The organism is Amycolatopsis sp. NPDC114505 (assembly GCF_055633615.1).
Genome location: NZ_JBVKDV010000001.1, coordinates 3,563,650 through 3,580,412, shown reverse-complemented (window position 1 = coordinate 3,580,412; position 16,763 = coordinate 3,563,650). Strand labels below are relative to the sequence as shown.

Genomic DNA, 16,763 nt, shown 5'->3' with positions numbered 1-16,763 from the left:
TAGACGGTGACCGAGGCGACCGCACAGCGCATCCGGCCCGCGGGGGATCCGCTCCGGAGAGCACTCGAACTGGTCGGCGACCAGTGGACGTTGCTCATCCTGCAGAGCCTGTTCCTGCGCTTCAGACGCTATGAAGAGCTGCGCCTGCGGCTGGGCATCTCGCCGACGGCGTTGTCTGGACGCCTGCGGGACATGGTGGAGGCGGGCATGCTCACGCGCGTGCCCTATCGCGACGCGCGCCGCACGCGGCACGAGTACCGGCTCACCGAGCGCGGCCTGGAGCTGTGGCCGCTGCTGATTTCGATCTGGGCCTGGGAGCGGGAGTGGGTCGAAGGTCGCCGCGAGGTGCTGCCGACGCTGATCCACCTCGACTGCGAGCTGGCTACATCAGCGCCCCTCGGCTGCGGGGCCTGCGGCCGTCGGGTCGACGCGCGCGACGTCCGGGCCACCCGGCTCGACACCACCGGCGTGGCGGCCGCGACGGCGTCCAAGCGCTTCCGCCGCAAGGACGCGGAATCCCTGGCCGGCGACCCGATGATGTTCTTCCCCGACACGATGGAGCTGCTGGGCGACCGCTGGTCGACGGGGCTCCTGGTGTCCGCGCTGCTCGGCTGCCGGCACTTCTCGGAGTTCGAGCGCGAGCTGGGCATCGGGCCGAGCGTGCTGTCGGCGCGGCTGAGCAAGCTGGTGGAGGTGGGTGTCCTGCGCACCGGCACGGCTGCCACGCGCACGGACGCGCGCGACTACCGGATGACGGCGAAGGGGCTGGCGTTCTTCCCGGCGCTGGCGTTCATCGCGGAGTGGTCACGCGGCTTCGAGGTGGCGGGCCAGGAGCCGGACATCACGCTCCACCACGTCGAATGCGGCAACCGCCTGCGGCCGATGCTGCTGTGCGACCACTGTGGCCGCCCGCTGACCCGCCAGTCGGTGCAGTTCGGCGGGGTGCCGTCCCCCAAACGCTGATGACGTGACGTAATCGACTCGCCAAGCGGTTTGTCTGATGCCAGGCTGGAGCGGTCACACGTCGTCAGTTCCGGAGGTAAGCATGAGTGAACCGAATCCGTCGCCCAGCGGCGAGGAGGACGACGTCAAGCGCAAGTTCCGGGAGGCGCTGGAGCGCAAGCAGGCGCACGCCCGCTCGGGAGCGTCCCACGAGAACGGCGGCGGCAAGAACCAGCACGCCCACGGGCCCGCGGCCAACAAGAGGACCTTCCGCCGCAAGAGCGGCTGAGCCTCGCCGGGCCGGAAAACGCCCCCGCCCTTCCCTGGGGGGCGTCCCCGGTCCCAGTGTATCGGCGGGCACCGACGAAACCGCCCGGCAAGCTGCCGGGCGGTTTCGTTTTCCACAACACGGTGGGGCTGTGGACAAGCCGCTATGGCGTGAATGAACCCAGGTGGTCCAGCACCACGAACTCGCTCCCCGGCGAAGCCGCCGCCACCGCCTTGCGCAGCACCTCCAACCCGCCGTTGGGGTCGTGCGCCTGCCCCAGCGGCAGGTCGAAGTCGTCCCAGTGGGTCGCCGCTGCCAAGCGTGGGTTGCCCAGCGTGCGCAGCAGCCTCGGCACGTACTGCGTCACCTTCGCGCCGCCGACCGGTACGCACACGACGTCCGGGCGGAGGGCGGCCAGCTCGGACTCGATGTAGTTCGAACCGCCGAAGTTCACGACGCTCGCTCCGCCGCCGGTGACCGCGTACGCCAGCGTGCCGCCCTCCACCAGGTCCTCGATCACGCGCGGGCGGTCGCGGCGGGACAGCGGGCGCGACCCCGGGAACGGCACCCGCGCGCGCTCGCCCGTTGCCGAGTGCAACGACCTCAGGACCCGGATCGAGTAGCCGTCGAACGTCAGGTCCTCGCCGCCGCTCGCGATCGACAGCTGGTCCTCCGGGGCGCCCAATGCTGCCATGAGACTCAAATGGGTCTCGGTGCCGATCACCGTCGCTCCGGTGCGTTTGGCCAGGTAGGGGACGTCGGTGAGGTGGTCGTAGTGGCCGTGGGTCACCAGGATGTGGTCCGCACGCAGCTCGCCGCGGTCGAGGTAGCCGTCGATCAGCGGCTTGTTCACCGACAGCGGCGTCTTCGGGTCCGCGCCCGCCGGGGTGTACGTGCCGGTTTTGAACCGCGTGAGCCACGGGTCGATGAGGATCGTCTTCGTGCCGGCCGAGCCCGGCACGCGGATCTCCCAGCCGTTGTTCCCCCACCACCGCAGCGTCATCCGCGAAGTGCCCGAAGCGGCGGCCGCCGCCGGAGCGCCCGCCAGGATCGCCGCTGCCGCCGCACCCGCGCCCAGTAGCCCTCGTCTGCTGAAGTCCATGCCGGGCACTCGACCACGTCCCCGAGGGCACTGTCCAAGATCGAGACGTCGGCATATCGATATGCGGACGAGTATCGTCGCAGCGTGGACCACCTCCGTTCGCTGCGGTACTTCCTGGTCGTCGCCGAGGAACTGCACTTCGGCCACGCGGCCGACCGGCTCGGCATCGCGCAGCCGCCGTTGAGCCAGCGCGTCAAGCGGCTCGAAGCCGAGCTGGGCGCGAAGCTGTTCGACCGCGGCCGGCGCGTCACGCTCACCGAAGCCGGCGAAGTGCTGCGCGCCGAGGCCCGTGACCTGCTGGGCCGCTGGGACCGCATGACGGCGCTGGTCGCGAAGGCCGAGCGCGGCGAGATGGACGCCCTGCGCGCGGGCGTGCCGCCGGAGCTGCCCGGGCGGGTGCTCGCCGCGCTCCTGACGGCCTTCGCCACGCAGTTCCCGGCGGTCCGGCTCGACCTGCAGGAGCTGACGACGGCCGAGCAGGCGCGGCTGCTGGCCGACCGCTCACTCGACGCCGGGCTCCTGCAGCTGCCGGTGGACGTCATCGGGCTGGAGCTCGGGCCGGCCGTCGACACGCCGCTGGGCGTGGTCCTCCCCCGCGACTCGCCGCTGGCCCGGCACGCGTCGCTGTCCCTGGCCGACCTGGCGGGCGAAGGCCTGGTGCACGCCCCGCGCGCGGCGGCGCCCGGCAGTTACGACGCGCTGCTGCGCACGTGCTGGGACCACGGCTTCCGCCCGGCGTCGATCCGGCACGCGCGCAACCCGGAGTTCGTGCTCGGCCTGGTGCTGGCGGGGCACGGCGTGGCGTTCGAGCCACAGGCCCGCAAGGAACCGCGCGTGGTCTGGCGCCCCCTCGACGGCGAGGTCCTGCGCGCACGGACGGCGTTCGCCTGGCCGTCGTCGAGCCCGCACCCGCAGGCGGCGAAGCTGGCGGAGATCGCGGCGGAGGTCTTGCGCGACGACGGGATCTCCCGGCTGGTGCCGCCCGACGCGGGCGGCGCGCGGCCGTGGGACGTGTTCTACGAGCGCAGCTGAGGGCGCCCGCCTCCCGCTGGGCGAGGGGGTCGTGAGTGAGAAACAGGGTTAGAACACTGTTTCTCACTCACGACCCAGCCGCGGCAGACCGCGCCGCTACGAGCGCAGCTGATCCACCGCCGTGCGGGCCGCGTCGCCGATTGCTCGGTCGATGTCCGGGCGCCTCAACGTCTCCGCGCCGCCCACCGTGAACACCGCGATCGCGTACGAAAGACCGTCCGGGTACGTCACCACCCCGATCTCGTTGCGGATTCCCGGCATCGTCCCCGTCTTGGCCGCCACCGCCACCTCCGGGGGAAACCCCGCCGTCAGCCGGTGCCAGCTGACCTGCGCCGACATCCACTCCAACACCTGCGCGCCGGGCCCAGGGTCGCTCCACAGCGCCGACAGCAACGCAGTCATCTCGCGCGGCGTCGTCGCCGATGTCCGCAAAGGATCCAATGCCCGCAACGGAACTCCCGCCGCCGTGTCCTCCATGATCGTGCGCAGCAGGTCCCGGGGCGCGCCGATCACCGAAGTCCGCGTCAACCCCAGCTCCGCCAGCAACGACCGCACGTTCGCCACGCCCACCCGGTCGAACAGCAGGTCCGCAGCCGTGTTGTCCGACACCGACAGCGCCAGCGAAGCCGCGTCGCGCAAGCTGTACGACGCGTCGTCCGCGAAACCCGCCGAGCCGCTGCCGCCGAGGCGGTCCGCCGCCGATGCCCGTACCCGGTCCGTCGGGTCGAGCTGGCCCGCCGCCACCTGGCGGGCGAACTCGTACGCCAGCGCGACCTTCACCACCGAGGCCAGCACGACCGGCGAATCCGCGGCGAGACCGCAGGAACCCGAGGCGCCGAGACGACGGACGTGCAGGAACCCCCGCACGCCCACCGCCTCGAACAGAGAGGAAAGACTCACACAGTCATGATGGACCGCAGCCGCCCGACCTCCGCCATCCGGCGCTCCGCGAGGCGGTCGGCCGCCGTCGCCGGGGGTACTCCGTCGGCCTCGGCCAGCGCGAACACGGCCTTCGTCGTGTCGAAGATGGCCGTCGTCTTGCGCTTGGCGCGCTCGAAGTTGAAGCCGTGGCGCTCGTCGTCGACCTGGATCACGCCGCCGGCGTTGACCAGGTAGTCCGGCGCGTACAGGACGCCGCGGTCGGCGAGCTGCTTGTCGATGCCGGCGTGCGCGAGCTGGTTGTTCGCCGCGCCGCACACGATGCGAGCGCCGAGCACCGGCACCGTCGCGTCGGTCAGGACGCCGCCCAGCGCGCACGGCGCGAAGACGTCCAGCTCGGTGCGCAGCAGGGTGTCCACATCGGACACGACCTGCACGTTCGGGTAGATCGACCGCGTACGCGAGATCGCCGGCTCGTAGACGTCGGTGATGGTCACCTGCGCACCGGCGTCCACGAGGTGTCCGACGAGGATGTGCCCGACCTTGCCGACGCCGGCCACGCCGACGCGCTTGCCGGCCAGGTCCGGGCTGCCCCAGAGGTGCTCGGCCGACGCCCGCATGCCCTGGAACACGCCGAACGCCGTCAGCACGGAAGAGTCGCCGGCGCCGCCGTCCTCGGGCGAACGGCCGGTGACGAAGTCGGATTCGCGCGCCACGACGTCCATGTCCTGGACGAAGGTGCCCACGTCGCACGCCGTGATGTAGCGGCCGCCGAGGGACTGCACGAAGCGTCCGAACGCCCGCAGCAGCGCTTCGGACTTGAGCGTCTTCGGGTCGCCGATGATGACGGCCTTGCCGCCGCCGAGGTCGAGCCCGGCCAGCGCGTTCTTGTACGCCATGCCCTTGGACAGCGCGAGCACGTCGTCGAGCGCGTCCGTTTCGGTGGCGTAGGGGTGGAAGCGCGTCCCGCCCAAGGCGGGCCCGAGCGCGGTGGAGTAGATGCCGATGATGGCCTTGAGGCCACTGGCCTGGTCGTGGCAGTACACGACCTGTTCGTGCCCGGACGACCGGGCGAACACTCCTTCGGTCACGGTGGTGACTCCTTTGTCTCCCGCGCCCGGTTCGTGGCCGGGACGCGCTTCAACAGTGACGGGGAGGCAGAGCGGAGGTCGTCCGCCCGAGTGCTTCCCGGCACCAACCTAGATCACGGACTCAGCCGCGCACCACCGCACCAAGGGTGTTCATCGCCGTCTCCAGCTGGGTGTCGGAGAGATACGGCGCCGGGCCGAAGCGCAGGTACTGCCCCCGGCTGTCGGTGCGGACGCCCTGCGCGGCCAGCGCCGCCTGCAGGCCGGCCGCGTCGGCGCAGCGCAGCGAGAGGAACCCGCCGAGCCGCTCCAGCTCCACCGAACGGTCCCGCGTGACGACGTCCGCAGGCAAACCGAGCGCGTCGAACACCGACGCGAGCAGGCCCACCTGGTGCTGCGACACCTGGCGCAGGAACTCCGGCGTGAGGCCCTGATCGGCGAAGAAGCGCTGGACCCGGGCGCCGCGGTAGTGGCTGGCCGGGTCGTAGGTGGCGCCGGCGAACCGGTCGCCGCCCGTGGCGTAGGCGACCTTGCCCGGGTCGCGCTCGTCGGCGAGCGCCCCGAACTCGGCGTACCAGCCGGTGATCACCGGGCGCAGCTCCTGGGCGTGCGCGGGCAGCCGCAGGAAGCAGTTCCCCTCGCCGAGCTGCAGGTACTTGTAGCCGCCGCCGAGCACCCAGGCGTTGGTGAGCCCGAGGTCGTGCAGCGGGAACGGCACGACGCCGAGCGCGTGGTAGGCGTCGACGACGAGCTCGATCGACCGGTCGCGGCACGAGTCGGCCAGGTGCGCGAGCCCCGGGACCAGCCGCGACGTCTCGAACAGCACGGCCGAGACGAGCACCGCCGCCGTGTTGTCGTCGACCTCGGCGGCGACACGCTCGGCGAGCGTCGTCACCGGGTCCAGGGCCACCCGCACGACCTCGACGCCCTCCTCCTCGAGGCGGGCGAGCTGGCGGCGCAGGGTGTGGAACTCGCCGTCGGTGGTGACCAGGCGCGGTCTTCGCGGCAGCTCCATCGCCGACAGGAACCGCAGCACCAGGTCGTGCGTGCTCGCGCCGAGGGCGTACTCGCCGTGCGGGTCGCCGAGCAGCAGGCGGAACCCCGCGCGCAGCTCGTCGGCCTTCGCGAACGCGCGTCCCCACTTCTCGTCGACGTCGCGGGCGGCGTCCGAGAAGGACTCCCGCAGGCCCTCCTCCGCGACGTCAGGCCACGCCTGGTGCGAGTGCCCGGACAGCAGCAGGCGCTCGGCGACGCCGAAACGGGAGTAGTGCGGGGCGAGCGCGTTGTGGTCGTCGCGCAGGTCGTCCAAAGTGGTCACAGTCGGCTCCGTACGGCCCAGAGATCCGGGAACATCGGCTGGAAGAGCGTGGTACGCAGGTAGGTCGCGCCGGACGATCCCCCCGTCCCGGTCTTGTCGCCGATGGTGCGTTCGACCATCTTCACGTGCCGGTAGCGCCACTCCTGCATCCCTTCGTCGAGATCCACCAGACATTCCGCGACGACCGACGGTCCGCCGTCGTCGCTGTACACGTCCAGCAATATCGCCTGCAGGGCGGAAGAGGGCTCCACCGGTCGAGTGACGTCTCGGTCACACTCGACCGCGTAGCCAGAAACCTTGAGGTACGCGAGAAAAGAGTCGAACAAGGACGGTCGCGCCATCGCCTCGGCGATGCCTTTCCGCTGCTCGCCGCCTTCGGGGTAGTGCGCGAACACGCGCTCGTCACGCCGTCCGAGGACGGCTTCCAGCTGGCGGAACTGGGCCGACTGGAAGCCACTCGAAGCGTCCAAACGGGCGCGAAAGCTCGTGAACTGGCTGGGCGTCATGGTTTCCAGGACGTCGATCTGCGCGACGGCGACCTTGAGGATCGTCAGGATCCGGCGCAGGACCCGGATCGAAATCGCAGTGTTCCCCTTTTCGAGGTTGCTCTGGAGGAACTCCGCCTCGTGCAGGATCTGCTTGAACCACAGCTCGTACACCTGGTGGATCACGATGAACAGCAGCTCGTCGTGCTCGTCCGAACGCGGGCGCTGGGCTGCCAGCACCTCGTCCAGCGCCAGGTAGGAGGTGTAGCTCAGGGCTTCCTGCGTCTTGGCGTCGATATCGGTCATCCTTGCGTCACCTCGTCGAAATGGCGCTGAGCGGCCGGAGCCAGCGCGGTGTACAGATCGTGGAACAACTCGACCGCCGCCGCCCGGCGGTCCGGTGCGGGGACCAGGTCGGCGGGCAGTTCGGGGTCGAGCGACGGGAACGCCCGGAACGTGTGCACCAGCCGGGTCCGCACCTCGAACGCTTCGGCGTCCGAAATCTTCTTCCCGGGGTACGCGCCGAACTGTCCGACGAAAGTCGCGTAACGCGCCGCGAGGTCGTCGAGGTCCCAGGCCCGGCCGGCGAAGCGGCGGACGTCGAGCGCGGCCGACGGGCGGCCGAGCAGCAGCCCGGCGTGCTCGGTGACGTCCAGCTCGCCGAGCAGGGCGACGACCTCGGCCTCGCGGTCGTGCGGGGCGATCCAGGTGCCGTCCTGGTAGGGGCCGAACCCGAGGAACCGCAGCCGCCGCACCAGGCGTTCGCGGGCCTGGCGGTGGGTCTCCGGGATGCTTTGCCAGAGCACGGTCCACTCGCCGGCGGCGCGTTCGCGGCGGCCGAGGGAGAAGATCCGGTGGTCGCCGTCGGCGAGCAGCGCGACGGTGCGGCGCGTCAGCGAGTAGTGCACGGTGCGGCCCTCGCGATGACGCTGGAGCAGCCCGCGGCGCACCACGCGGGTGAGCGCGATCCGGGCCGCGCCGTCGGAGAAGCCCAGCTCGGCGAGCGCCGCGACCAGGCCGCCCGACCACACCCGGCGGGTTTCGCGCGGGTGGACGTAGCTGCCCAGCAACGTCACGACCAGCTCCTGAGGGCTGGCGTCGAAGGCGTCTCCGGGCATGGCGCAACTCTATACACCTCAGGCCGCTGCGGTGTAGCTTGATTTGCGTGACGTACTTCGCGGACCTCAGCTCGCGGCAGGTCGCGGCCCTCGCCGACGGCTCGCGGGTGCCGGTGCTGCTGCTCCCGCTGGGCGCGGTCGAGCCGCACGGGCCGCACGCGCCGCTGGGCACGGACCCGCTGATCTCGCGCGGCATGTGCGAGCGCGCGGCTTCTCGCCTGGCCGCCGACGACGACGTCCACGTGCTGGTGCTGCCCGAGGTGCCCTACGGCGTGACGCGGTTCGCGGCCGGGTTCGCCGGCGGCGTCCACGTCGGTGAGGAGACGCTGCACTCGCTGCTCGTCGACATCGGGTCGGCCCTGATCGGCCAGCGGTTCAAGCGGATCCTGCTGGTCAACAACCACTTCGAGCCCGCACACCTGGTCACGCTCCGGCGGGCGGTGGAGACGTTGAACTTCGCCTACGACGGCCGTGTCGCGCTGCTCGACCTGGTCCGGCGGCGGCACGCGCAGCGCCTGACCGACGAGTTCCGCTCCGGCGAGTGCCACGCCGGCCGCTACGAGACGTCGCTGGTGCTCGCCGACCGGCCCGAGCTGGTCGACCAGCCGCTGATGCGGACGTTGCCGCACGTGCGCGTGAGCTTGGCTTCCGCGCCCGAGGACGGCGGTTTCCTCGCGATGGGGATGACGGAGGCGTACTGCGGCGCGCCGGCCGAGGCGACCGCGTCCGAAGGCGAAGAGACGTTCTCGACCCTGACCGACCTGCTGGTGGAAGCGATCCGGGAGCTGGCCCGTGAGTGAGCCGTTCAACCTCGCCACGCACTTCCTCGACCGGCACGTGGCTTCGGGCCGCGGTGACCGAACCGCCCTGTTCGTCGGGGACCGCGCGGTGAGCTACGCCGAGCTGGCGCGGCTGACCAACCGCGTCGGGAACGTGCTGCTCGACGCCGGTGTCCGAAGAGGACAGCGCGTGCTGCTGGCGCTGAGCGACGGCGACGAGTTCGTCGCGACCTGGTACGGCGCCCAGAAGATCGGCGCGGTCACCGCCGAGGTCTACCCGTTCCTGCAGCCCAAGGACTACGCGTACTATCTCGGCTACACCGAAGCGGTCGCGGTGGTCGCCGACGCCGTCACGGTGCCCGCCCTGCGGGAAGCGGGCGCCACCGGGCTCCTGGTCACCGGAGTACCCGATGACGAGCTGCGGCCGGGCGAACGTCCGTTCCGGTCCCTGGTGGACGCCGCACCGGACACTTTGGACGCGGCTCCGACCACTGTGGACGACGTCGGGATCTGGAAGTTCACCACCGGCAGCACCGGCGCGCCCAAGGCGTGCGTGCATCCGTTGCGCAGTGCGAAAGAGAGCTTCGAACGGTACGCCGTCCAGGTGCTCGGGCTGCGCGAGGACGACCGCGTGCTCGCCGTGCCCAAGCTGTTCTTCGGCTACGCGCGCGACCTCGTGGCACTGTTCCCGTTCGGCGTCGGCGCGGCCGGGATCGCGTTCCCCGAGCGCAGCACGGCGGACCTGGTGTTCGAGCTGATCGCGCGATATCGGCCGACGGTCCTGGTGAACGTGCCGACGATGATGAGCGCGATGGTCGCGCACCCGGCCGCGGCGGCGCAGGACCTGAGCTGCCTGCGGATGACGACGTCCGCCGGCGAGGCGCTGCCCCCGGAGCTGCACCGGAAGTGGGACGCGGCCTTCGGGGTGCCGGTGGTGGACGGGATCGGCTCGTCCGAGGCGTACCACATCTACCTGTCGAACCGGCCGGGTCACGCGCGGGCCGGCACCCTCGGCACGCCCGTCCCCGGCTACACCGCCCAGGTCGTCGACGAACTCGGGAACCCGTTGCCGGACGGGGAAATCGGGCCGCTGCGGGTGACCGGGCCGACGATCGCGCTGGAGTACTTCGGCGACGCCGAGAAGTCGGCCGGGACGTTCGACGGCGACACGCTGACGTCCGGCGACCTCTTCAGCCGGTCCGACGGCTTCTTCCGCCACCACGGACGCGCGGACGCGCTGCTCAAGGTCGGCGGGGTGTTCGTCGCGCCCGGCGAGATCGAGGACTGCCTGCTCGGGCACCCCGCGGTCGTCGACTGCGCGGTGGTCGGGCACGAGGTCGACGGCCTGGTCGTGCCGCGCGCGTACGTCGTGGTGCGAGCGCCGGTGCCGGCCGACGAGCTGAAGGACCACGCGAAAGCCCACCTGGCCAAGCACAAGTACCCCCGCGAAGTGGTGTTCATGACGGAACTTCCCCGTACCGCCAACGGAAAGCTCGACCGGCGCGCACTGGCGGGCCGGCCGTGAGCCGGCTGGTCGTCGTCACCGGCGGCACCCGCGGGATCGGCGCGGCGATCGCGGCCCGGTTCACCGAGGCGGGCGACAAGGTCCTCGCGCCCGGCCGTGCCGAATGCGACGTCACCGACGAGGACGCCGTCGCGGCCTACTTCGCGTCCGCCGGGCCGGTGGACGTGCTCGTGAACAACGCGGGAATCTCCGCCAGCGCACCGCTGGCGAAGACTTCGCTCGACGACTGGCGGTCGCAGATCGAGGTCAACGCGACCGGCGCGTTCCTGTGCACCCGCGCGGTGCTGCCGGGGATGCGCTCGCGGGACAGCGGCCGGATCGTCACGGTCGCGTCGACGGCGTCGCACGTCGGCTACCGCTACACGGCCGGGTACACGGCGTCGAAGCACGCGGCGGCCGGCCTGATGCGGGCGGTCGCGGCGGAGCTGGCCGGCACCGGCGTCACGGCGAACGCGGTCTGCCCGGCGTTCGTCCGCACCGACATGACGGCGACCTCGGTGGCGCGGATCCAGGAGCGCACGGGACGCGCTTCGGCGGAAGCGGAAGCGGCGCTGGCGTCGGCGTCCCCGCTCGGCAGACTGCTCGAACCTTCGGAGGTGGCGTTCGCCGTCGCCTTCCTGGCGGCGCCCGAAGCCGCCGCGATCAACGGCCAGACCCTCGTACTCGACGGCGGAGGAATCCAGTCATGAGCCCGTTCCGCGCGACCGCACCGCTGACGAAGGAGTGGGAACACTTCGAGTTCACCCTTGCCGACGGCGTCGCGACCGTGACGTTCACCCGCCCGGAGAAGCTGAACGCGCTGACGTTCGACGTCTACGCCGACCTGCGGGACCTCGTCATCGAGCTGCCGCAGCACGAGGACGTGCGGGTGCTGGTGATCACCGGGCAGGGCCGCGGATTCTGCTCCGGCGGCGACGTCGAGGAGATCATCGGAGAGCTGCAGAAGTTCGAGACGGCGGAGCTGCTGGAGTTCACCCGCATGACGGGCGCGGTGGTGAAGGCGCTGCGCGAGTGCCCGCTGCCGGTGATCGCGGCGGTCAACGGCGTGGCGGCGGGCGCCGGTTCGGTGATCGCCCTGGCCAGCGACTTCCGGCTGCTGGCGGAGTCGGCGAAGTTCGCGTTCCTGTTCACGAAGGTGGGCTTGGCGGGGGCCGACATGGGGTCGGCGTACCTCTTGCCGCGGCTGGTGGGCCTGGGCCGGGCGACGGAGCTGCTGATCCTGGGCGACAAGCTGCCGGCCGCCCGGGCGCTGGAGATCGGGCTGGCTTCGCAGGTCGTCCCGGACGCTTCGCTGGGCGAGACGGCCACGGCGCTGGCCCGCCGCCTGGCGGACGGCCCGGCGCTGGCGTACGCGACGACGAAGGTGCTGCTGACCCGCGAGCTGGACATGGACCTGGGCAGCGCGATCGAGCTGGAGGCGATGACCCAGGCCCTGCTGATGACGGCGAAGGACCACAAGGAGTTCTACGCGGCGTGGACCGCGGGCCGCGAACCCCGGTGGACCGGCCGCTAGACCCGGACCACCGCGATCTTCGACTCCTCCAGCGAGCCGAAGTACAGCTGACCCTGCCACTCCCGCACGCCCACCAGCATGTGGAACCCGTCGATCTCGCCGCGCAGTTCCTTCACCACCTTGCCGTCCGGCGCGACGCCCAGGACGCCCACCTCGCGGCCCGGCTTGGGCTGCAACCACGTCGGGAGGGCGCGGACGCCCGCTCGGAGCGGGGCCGGCAGGCGGCGGACCACGTCCAGCGCCGCCACCTTCGGGGAGGCCTGCGTGATCCAGATCAGGCCGTCCGTGCCCGTCGAGATGTTGTCCGGGAAGCCCGGCAGGTCGTCGACGAAGACGTCGGTGCGGCCGTCGTCCAGCCACACCCGCGTCACGCGGCACGCGCCCGTCTCCGCGACCGCCACGAACGACTCGTCGGGGGCCAGCGCCACGCCGTTGGCGAACTGGAGTCCGTCGAGGACCAGGTCGATCGCGCCGTCCGGGGTGCGGCGCAGCAGGCGGCCGCCGGCGGTCTGCTCGATGAGGTCGTCGCGCCAGTTGTCGATGCCGAAGCGGCGCGAGGAGTCCGTGAAGTAGATCGTGCCGTCCGACGCCACCGCCGCGTTGTTGCAGAACACGAAGTCGAGCCCCAGCGCCGAGGTCGCCAAGGTCTTCACGGCGCCGCCGGCCAGCGGGACCACGAGCAACCCCGCCCGCGCGTCGCAGATCAGCAGCTCGTCCTCGCCATACAGCTCCAGGCCCAGCGGGCGGCCGCCCGTGTCGGCGATGGTCACGGTGCCGCTGCCGTCCGGGGTGTACCGCAGGATGCGGCCGTCGTCGACGCCGGTGTAGATCCGGCCCTGGGCGTCGAGGACGACGTCCTCCGGGCCGTGGCCGCCGATGGGGATGAGCGTGACGTGACGACCGGACAGCATCGACCATCTCCTACCGGTAGGTCAGCAGCGCAGCCGCGTCGGCCTCGAAGTGCGGATGCTCGTTGAAGGACAACAGGGTAACGCCACCGCGGCCGGACACCAGCTTCGTGATCCCGCCGTTGACCGTGACGCGGTTGAGCTTGAGCAGCCCGGCTTCGGGAGTGCCCATGAGCAGGCCGCAGATCGTGGCGATCACGCCGCCGGAGGTGAACACGACCGCGTGCTCGCCCTTGCCCAGCGACGCCACCAGATCCGTGAGCGCGCCGCGGCAGCGCTCGAGGAACACGGGCCACGTCTCCGCGCACGGCCCGTCTTCGCCGGCCGTCGTCCACGCCGTCAGCGCCGAGTCGAGCAGCCCTTGGTACGCGCGGGAGTCCTCCTGCGGCGCACCGCCGGCGTGGTGGAGCGCGATGTCGACGTGGTCGTACTCGTTCCAGCGGGGATCCTCCACGACCGGGACGTCCGTGCCGACGACCTTCAACGCCGTCGCCGCGGTGTCCCGCTGCCGCGCGAGCGTTCCCGAGCGAATCTGACTGAAGGAGACGTTACGCCGCAACAGTTCCGCGCCGACCACAGTGGACTGCTCGAAGCCGCGCGGCGACAGCGCGTCGTAGTCCTCGGCCCCGAACGACGCCTGCCCGTGCCGGACCAGGTAGATCGCGCCCACTCAGACCCTCCCCTTCGCGATGATCTCCCGGCAGCGCCAGTCGAGGTAGCCGACGAACTGCCAGAAGTCCTTGAACGCCGGGTTGCGGGTGGCGCCGTCGTGGTAGCGCCGGTACAGCTGCTGCAGCACCGCGGCGAGCCGGAACAGGCCGTAGACCTCGTAGAACCGCCAGTCGCCGATCGTCAGCCCGGTCTTCTCGGCGTACCGCGCGACGAACTCCTCGCGCGTGAACGTCCCCGGCAGGTGCGTCGGCTGGCGGCGGCTCGCCTTCATGACGTCGTCGTCATCGGCCTGGACCCAGTAGGCGAGCATGCTGCCGAGCTCCATCAGCGGGTCGCCGAGCGTGGCCATCTCCCAGTCGAGGACGCCGACGATGTTCAACGTCGACGGGCCGTCGAGGACCAGGTTGTCCAGCCGGTAGTCGTTGTGGATCAGGCAGATCTTGACCTCGCCGGGCTGGTTCGCGGCCAGCCACGAGCGGACCTCGGCGAAGTCGCCGACGTTGTCGGTGCGCGCCGCGACGTACCGGTCCGACCAGCCGCGGATCTGCCGTTCGACGTACCCCGCGCCCTTGCCGAGGTCGGCCAGCCCGGCCTTCTCGACGTCGACCGCGTGCAGGTCGACCAGCCGGTCGACGACCTTGCCGGACAGCGCCCGCGCCTGGTCCGGCGTCAGTGTCATGCCCTCGGGGAGGTCGCCGCGCAGGATCAGGCCGTCCAGCTTCTCCATGACGTAGAAGTCGCCGCCGAGCAGGGCCGGGTCGTCCCCGAACGCGAGCATCCGCGGCACGTACGGGAACACCGGCCGCAGGGCGTGCTGCACGCGGTACTCGCGTCGCATGTCGTGCGCCGACGCGGCCTTCGGCCCGGCCGGCGGGCGGCGCAGGATCAGCTCGCGATCGGGGTAGGTCAGCAGGTACGTCAGGTTCGACGCGCCGCCGGGGAACTGCCGGACGGACGGCGGCTCGTCGCCGAGGCCCTGGACCCGCCCGGCCAGCCAGGCGTGCACCGCGGCCGCGTCGAAGGCGTCTTCCTCGCGCACCTCGACGGTGGTCATGCGAACTTCCGCAGGATCGAGGCCGGCACCACGCGCATCGCGAGGCTCAGCGGCACCCACGGCCACGCCGGGACGTACGCCCGCGCCCGCTCGGCCTCGACCGCCTTGACCAGCGCCCGCGCGCCGCTCTCGGCCTTGGCCAGCAACGGGTTCCGGCCGATCCGGTCGTTCATCTCCGACTCGATGTAGCCCGGCCGGATGTCGGTGACGGTGATGCCCTCGCGCTTGAGCTCCAGCCGGGTGCCGTCGACGAACGCCGAGATCCCGGCCTTCGAGGCGGCGTACGCGGTGAGGTTGCCCGGCAGGCCGCGGATCGCGCTGAACGAGGAGACGACGGCCAGGTGCCCGGCGCCCTGCGCGCGGAAGATCCCGGCGGCGGCCTCGATCTGGGCGGCGGCCGCGACGAAGTTGACCTCGAGGGTCTGCCGGTTGGCGTCGAAGCGGCCCTTCCCGACCGGCTGGCCCTTCCCGAGCCCGGCGTTCACGATCACCCGGTCGAGGGACCCCAGCTCGGCGCGGAACTCCTCGAAGACCGTGAAGACGCTGTCGTGGTCGGTGACGTCGAGCTTGCGCGTGACGACCTTGATCCCCGGGTGCGCCGCGGTCAGCTCGGCCGCCAGCTTTTCGAGCCGGTCGGTGCGTCGCGCGCAGAGTGCGAGATCGCGCCCTTTCGCCGCGAACTGGCGGGCCATGCCTTCGCCCAACCCGCTGCTCGCGCCGGTGATCAGGATGTTCTTGCGGACGACCATGCGGGGGATGCTACCCGGAAGTAATAAGACCGGTGGCCCGGCGCTGGGGGCGTCGCCGGGCCACCGGTCATCGCGCGGCCATCCCGGCCGGTCGCACAACGCGGCCGGGCGAGCCGGAGCCGTTGTCCACGGCTGTCACCGCGCCGGATGGGCCGTGAGGGGGAGGCGGAGCCACCGGTGCGGGCAAGTCATACAAGCGCGTCCGCCCAGGCCGGGGCAATGGTTCACAGTTGCCAGTACTAGCCCGTTCGCCCGAGCGGGCCCCCGGGTCCCGGCCGGCGGCGACCTCCGGCGAAGGGGACGGCCCCGGCAAATCAGTCGCGGACCGTGTCCGCCCACGTCCGTTCGGGTTGGTAACGTGCACCGTGTCGGGGATCGTCGGGGGACGTTACGGGGCGGGTCGGCCATGGCGGGCAGCACGGCGGGCGGTCAGCAGGGTGAACGCACCGCGTTCGCCACCCACCTGCGCGCGGCCATCGCCACGAGTGGTCTCTCCCTCGACCGGATCCAGGCGCGGCTGCGCGCCCGCGGCGTCGTCGTCAGCGTCACCGCCCTCAGTTACTGGCAGTCCGGCAAGCGCCAGCCGGAACGGCAGAGCTCGCTCTCGGCCGTCCGCACGCTGGAAGAAATCCTCGACGTCCCGGCCGGATCCCTGCTCGGCCTGCTGCCGCCGCCCCGGCCCCGCGGCGGCGCCGGGAAGCGCCACGCGGGCGGCGAGCCCCTGACGTTCCCCCGCGAGACGCTCCAGCCGCTGCTGGACAAGGTCGGCGCGCCGGACGCCCTCGAACGCCAGCACCCGCTGAAGCTGGTCGGGCTGCACGACCTGTGCGAGATCGCCGCGGACGGCGGCCAGCGCGCGGTCACCGCGCGGGCGGTGTTCCAGGCGGGCGCGGACGGCCTGGACCGCTGGCTGCTCGTCTACACCCAGGACGACCCGGCCGCCGGCGCACCGGAGCTGCACGCGGTGCGCAACTGCCGGGTGGGCCGCGCCGAGACCGACGAGGCCCACGGCCTGATCGTCGCCGAGCTGATCTTCGACCAGCCGATCGACCGCGGCGAGACGCACCTGATCGAGTACACGCTGACCAACGGCGGGCCGCCGTACCCGGAGTGCCGCAACACCTACTACCGCGAGTTCCGGCGGCCGGTCCGGGAGTACCTGCTGGAGGTCCGGTTCGCACTGGGCACGGCGCCCGAGCGCTGCTGGCAGTACGCCCGCAACGGCGGGACGGGCGCCACCCGCCGTCCCCTCAAGCTCGACGGCGGCGACGGCGTCCACGCGGTGGCCCTGGACTTCGGCCCCGGGGTGTTCGGCATCGACTGGGACTGAT

General features: G+C 71.7%; 18 protein-coding genes. 8 read left to right on the top strand and 10 right to left on the bottom strand.

The window, feature by feature from the left end; genetic code table 11:
- Positions 1-6: 6 nt before the first annotated feature.
- Entirely contained in the window at positions 7-963 is a 957-nt protein-coding gene (locus tag ACZ7OU_RS17695; RefSeq protein WP_470240885.1) for a winged helix-turn-helix transcriptional regulator, read from the top strand.
- Positions 964-1,045: 82 nt separating this feature from the next.
- Positions 1,046-1,231, top strand: a complete 186-nt coding sequence (locus tag ACZ7OU_RS17690; RefSeq protein WP_004559232.1) for a DUF5302 domain-containing protein — start codon at positions 1,046-1,048, stop codon at positions 1,229-1,231.
- Between the two features lie 142 nt (positions 1,232-1,373).
- Here ACZ7OU_RS17690 and ACZ7OU_RS17685 read toward each other — a convergent pair whose 3' ends face one another.
- A complete protein-coding gene (locus tag ACZ7OU_RS17685; protein ID WP_470255807.1) occupies positions 1,374-2,312 on the bottom strand; it encodes an MBL fold metallo-hydrolase in 939 nt (312 codons plus the stop codon).
- An 84-nt stretch (positions 2,313-2,396) separates the two neighbouring features.
- Here ACZ7OU_RS17685 and ACZ7OU_RS17680 point away from each other — a divergent pair, with 84 nt between their 5' ends.
- Positions 2,397-3,344, top strand: a complete 948-nt coding sequence (locus ACZ7OU_RS17680) for a LysR family transcriptional regulator (RefSeq protein WP_470255806.1) — start codon at positions 2,397-2,399, stop codon at positions 3,342-3,344.
- A 96-nt stretch (positions 3,345-3,440) separates the two neighbouring features.
- On the opposite strand, the gene ACZ7OU_RS17675 is transcribed toward ACZ7OU_RS17680, so the two are convergent.
- From ACZ7OU_RS17675 to ACZ7OU_RS17655, 5 genes are all read right to left on the bottom strand, one after another.
- Complete coding sequence (locus ACZ7OU_RS17675) at positions 3,441-4,244, bottom strand: serine hydrolase (RefSeq protein WP_470255805.1); 804 nt, start codon at positions 4,242-4,244, stop codon at positions 3,441-3,443.
- Positions 4,241-5,314, bottom strand: coding sequence for a Glu/Leu/Phe/Val dehydrogenase dimerization domain-containing protein (locus ACZ7OU_RS17670; protein WP_470240889.1), 1,074 nt, complete (start codon positions 5,312-5,314; stop codon positions 4,241-4,243). Before ACZ7OU_RS17670 ends, ACZ7OU_RS17675 begins: the two co-directional genes overlap by 4 nt.
- 121 nt (positions 5,315-5,435) lie before the next feature.
- Complete coding sequence (locus ACZ7OU_RS17665) at positions 5,436-6,629, bottom strand: kynureninase (protein WP_470255804.1); 1,194 nt, start codon at positions 6,627-6,629, stop codon at positions 5,436-5,438.
- Positions 6,626-7,420 carry a tryptophan 2,3-dioxygenase gene (locus tag ACZ7OU_RS17660; RefSeq protein WP_470255803.1) on the bottom strand — a complete coding sequence of 265 codons (795 nt, stop codon included), beginning with the start codon at positions 7,418-7,420 and terminating at the stop codon, positions 6,626-6,628. The genes ACZ7OU_RS17665 and ACZ7OU_RS17660 overlap by 4 nt, the downstream gene beginning before the upstream one ends.
- Complete coding sequence (locus ACZ7OU_RS17655) at positions 7,417-8,232, bottom strand: PaaX family transcriptional regulator (protein WP_470240892.1); 816 nt, start codon at positions 8,230-8,232, stop codon at positions 7,417-7,419. The genes ACZ7OU_RS17660 and ACZ7OU_RS17655 overlap by 4 nt, the downstream gene beginning before the upstream one ends.
- 47 nt (positions 8,233-8,279) lie before the next feature.
- Here ACZ7OU_RS17655 and ACZ7OU_RS17650 point away from each other — a divergent pair, with 47 nt between their 5' ends.
- The 4 genes from ACZ7OU_RS17650 to ACZ7OU_RS17635 are packed head-to-tail and all read left to right on the top strand — an operon-like array spanning position 8,280 to position 12,049.
- Positions 8,280-9,032 carry a creatininase family protein gene (locus ACZ7OU_RS17650; protein ID WP_470255802.1) on the top strand — a complete coding sequence of 251 codons (753 nt, stop codon included), beginning with the start codon at positions 8,280-8,282 and terminating at the stop codon, positions 9,030-9,032.
- Entirely contained in the window at positions 9,025-10,536 is a 1,512-nt protein-coding gene (locus tag ACZ7OU_RS17645) for a benzoate-CoA ligase family protein (protein ID WP_470255801.1), read from the top strand. Before ACZ7OU_RS17650 ends, ACZ7OU_RS17645 begins: the two co-directional genes overlap by 8 nt.
- Positions 10,533-11,225, top strand: a complete 693-nt coding sequence (locus ACZ7OU_RS17640; protein ID WP_470255800.1) for an SDR family NAD(P)-dependent oxidoreductase — start codon at positions 10,533-10,535, stop codon at positions 11,223-11,225. The genes ACZ7OU_RS17645 and ACZ7OU_RS17640 overlap by 4 nt, the downstream gene beginning before the upstream one ends.
- Positions 11,222-12,049: an enoyl-CoA hydratase family protein gene (locus ACZ7OU_RS17635; protein ID WP_470255799.1), complete on the top strand. Its 828-nt coding sequence runs from the start codon at positions 11,222-11,224 to the stop codon at positions 12,047-12,049. Before ACZ7OU_RS17640 ends, ACZ7OU_RS17635 begins: the two co-directional genes overlap by 4 nt.
- Here the strand turns inward: ACZ7OU_RS17635 and ACZ7OU_RS17630 are convergent.
- Genes ACZ7OU_RS17630 through ACZ7OU_RS17615 form a run of 4 tightly spaced genes read right to left on the bottom strand, consistent with a single transcriptional unit; the run spans position 12,046 to position 15,432 of the window.
- On the bottom strand, positions 12,046-12,960 hold the full coding sequence (locus ACZ7OU_RS17630) for an SMP-30/gluconolactonase/LRE family protein (RefSeq protein WP_470255798.1): 915 nt from the start codon (positions 12,958-12,960) through the stop codon (positions 12,046-12,048). The two genes, ACZ7OU_RS17635 and ACZ7OU_RS17630, sit on opposite strands and share 4 nt — an antisense overlap.
- A gap of 10 nt (positions 12,961-12,970) precedes the next feature.
- Positions 12,971-13,627, bottom strand: coding sequence for a histidine phosphatase family protein (locus ACZ7OU_RS17625; protein WP_470255797.1), 657 nt, complete (start codon positions 13,625-13,627; stop codon positions 12,971-12,973).
- Positions 13,628-14,683, bottom strand: coding sequence for a phosphotransferase family protein (locus tag ACZ7OU_RS17620; RefSeq protein WP_470255796.1), 1,056 nt, complete (start codon positions 14,681-14,683; stop codon positions 13,628-13,630). It abuts the gene before it with no gap.
- Positions 14,680-15,432 (bottom strand): SDR family oxidoreductase, encoded by a 753-nt coding sequence (locus tag ACZ7OU_RS17615; protein WP_470255795.1) that lies wholly within the window; start codon positions 15,430-15,432, stop codon positions 14,680-14,682. The genes ACZ7OU_RS17620 and ACZ7OU_RS17615 overlap by 4 nt, the downstream gene beginning before the upstream one ends.
- 406 nt (positions 15,433-15,838) lie before the next feature.
- Here ACZ7OU_RS17615 and ACZ7OU_RS17610 point away from each other — a divergent pair, with 406 nt between their 5' ends.
- The gene (locus ACZ7OU_RS17610) at positions 15,839-16,762 is read left to right on the top strand and encodes a hypothetical protein (protein ID WP_470240901.1); all 924 of its coding nucleotides are present in this window, start codon (positions 15,839-15,841) and stop codon (positions 16,760-16,762) included.
- Position 16,763: the final 1 nt, after the last annotated feature.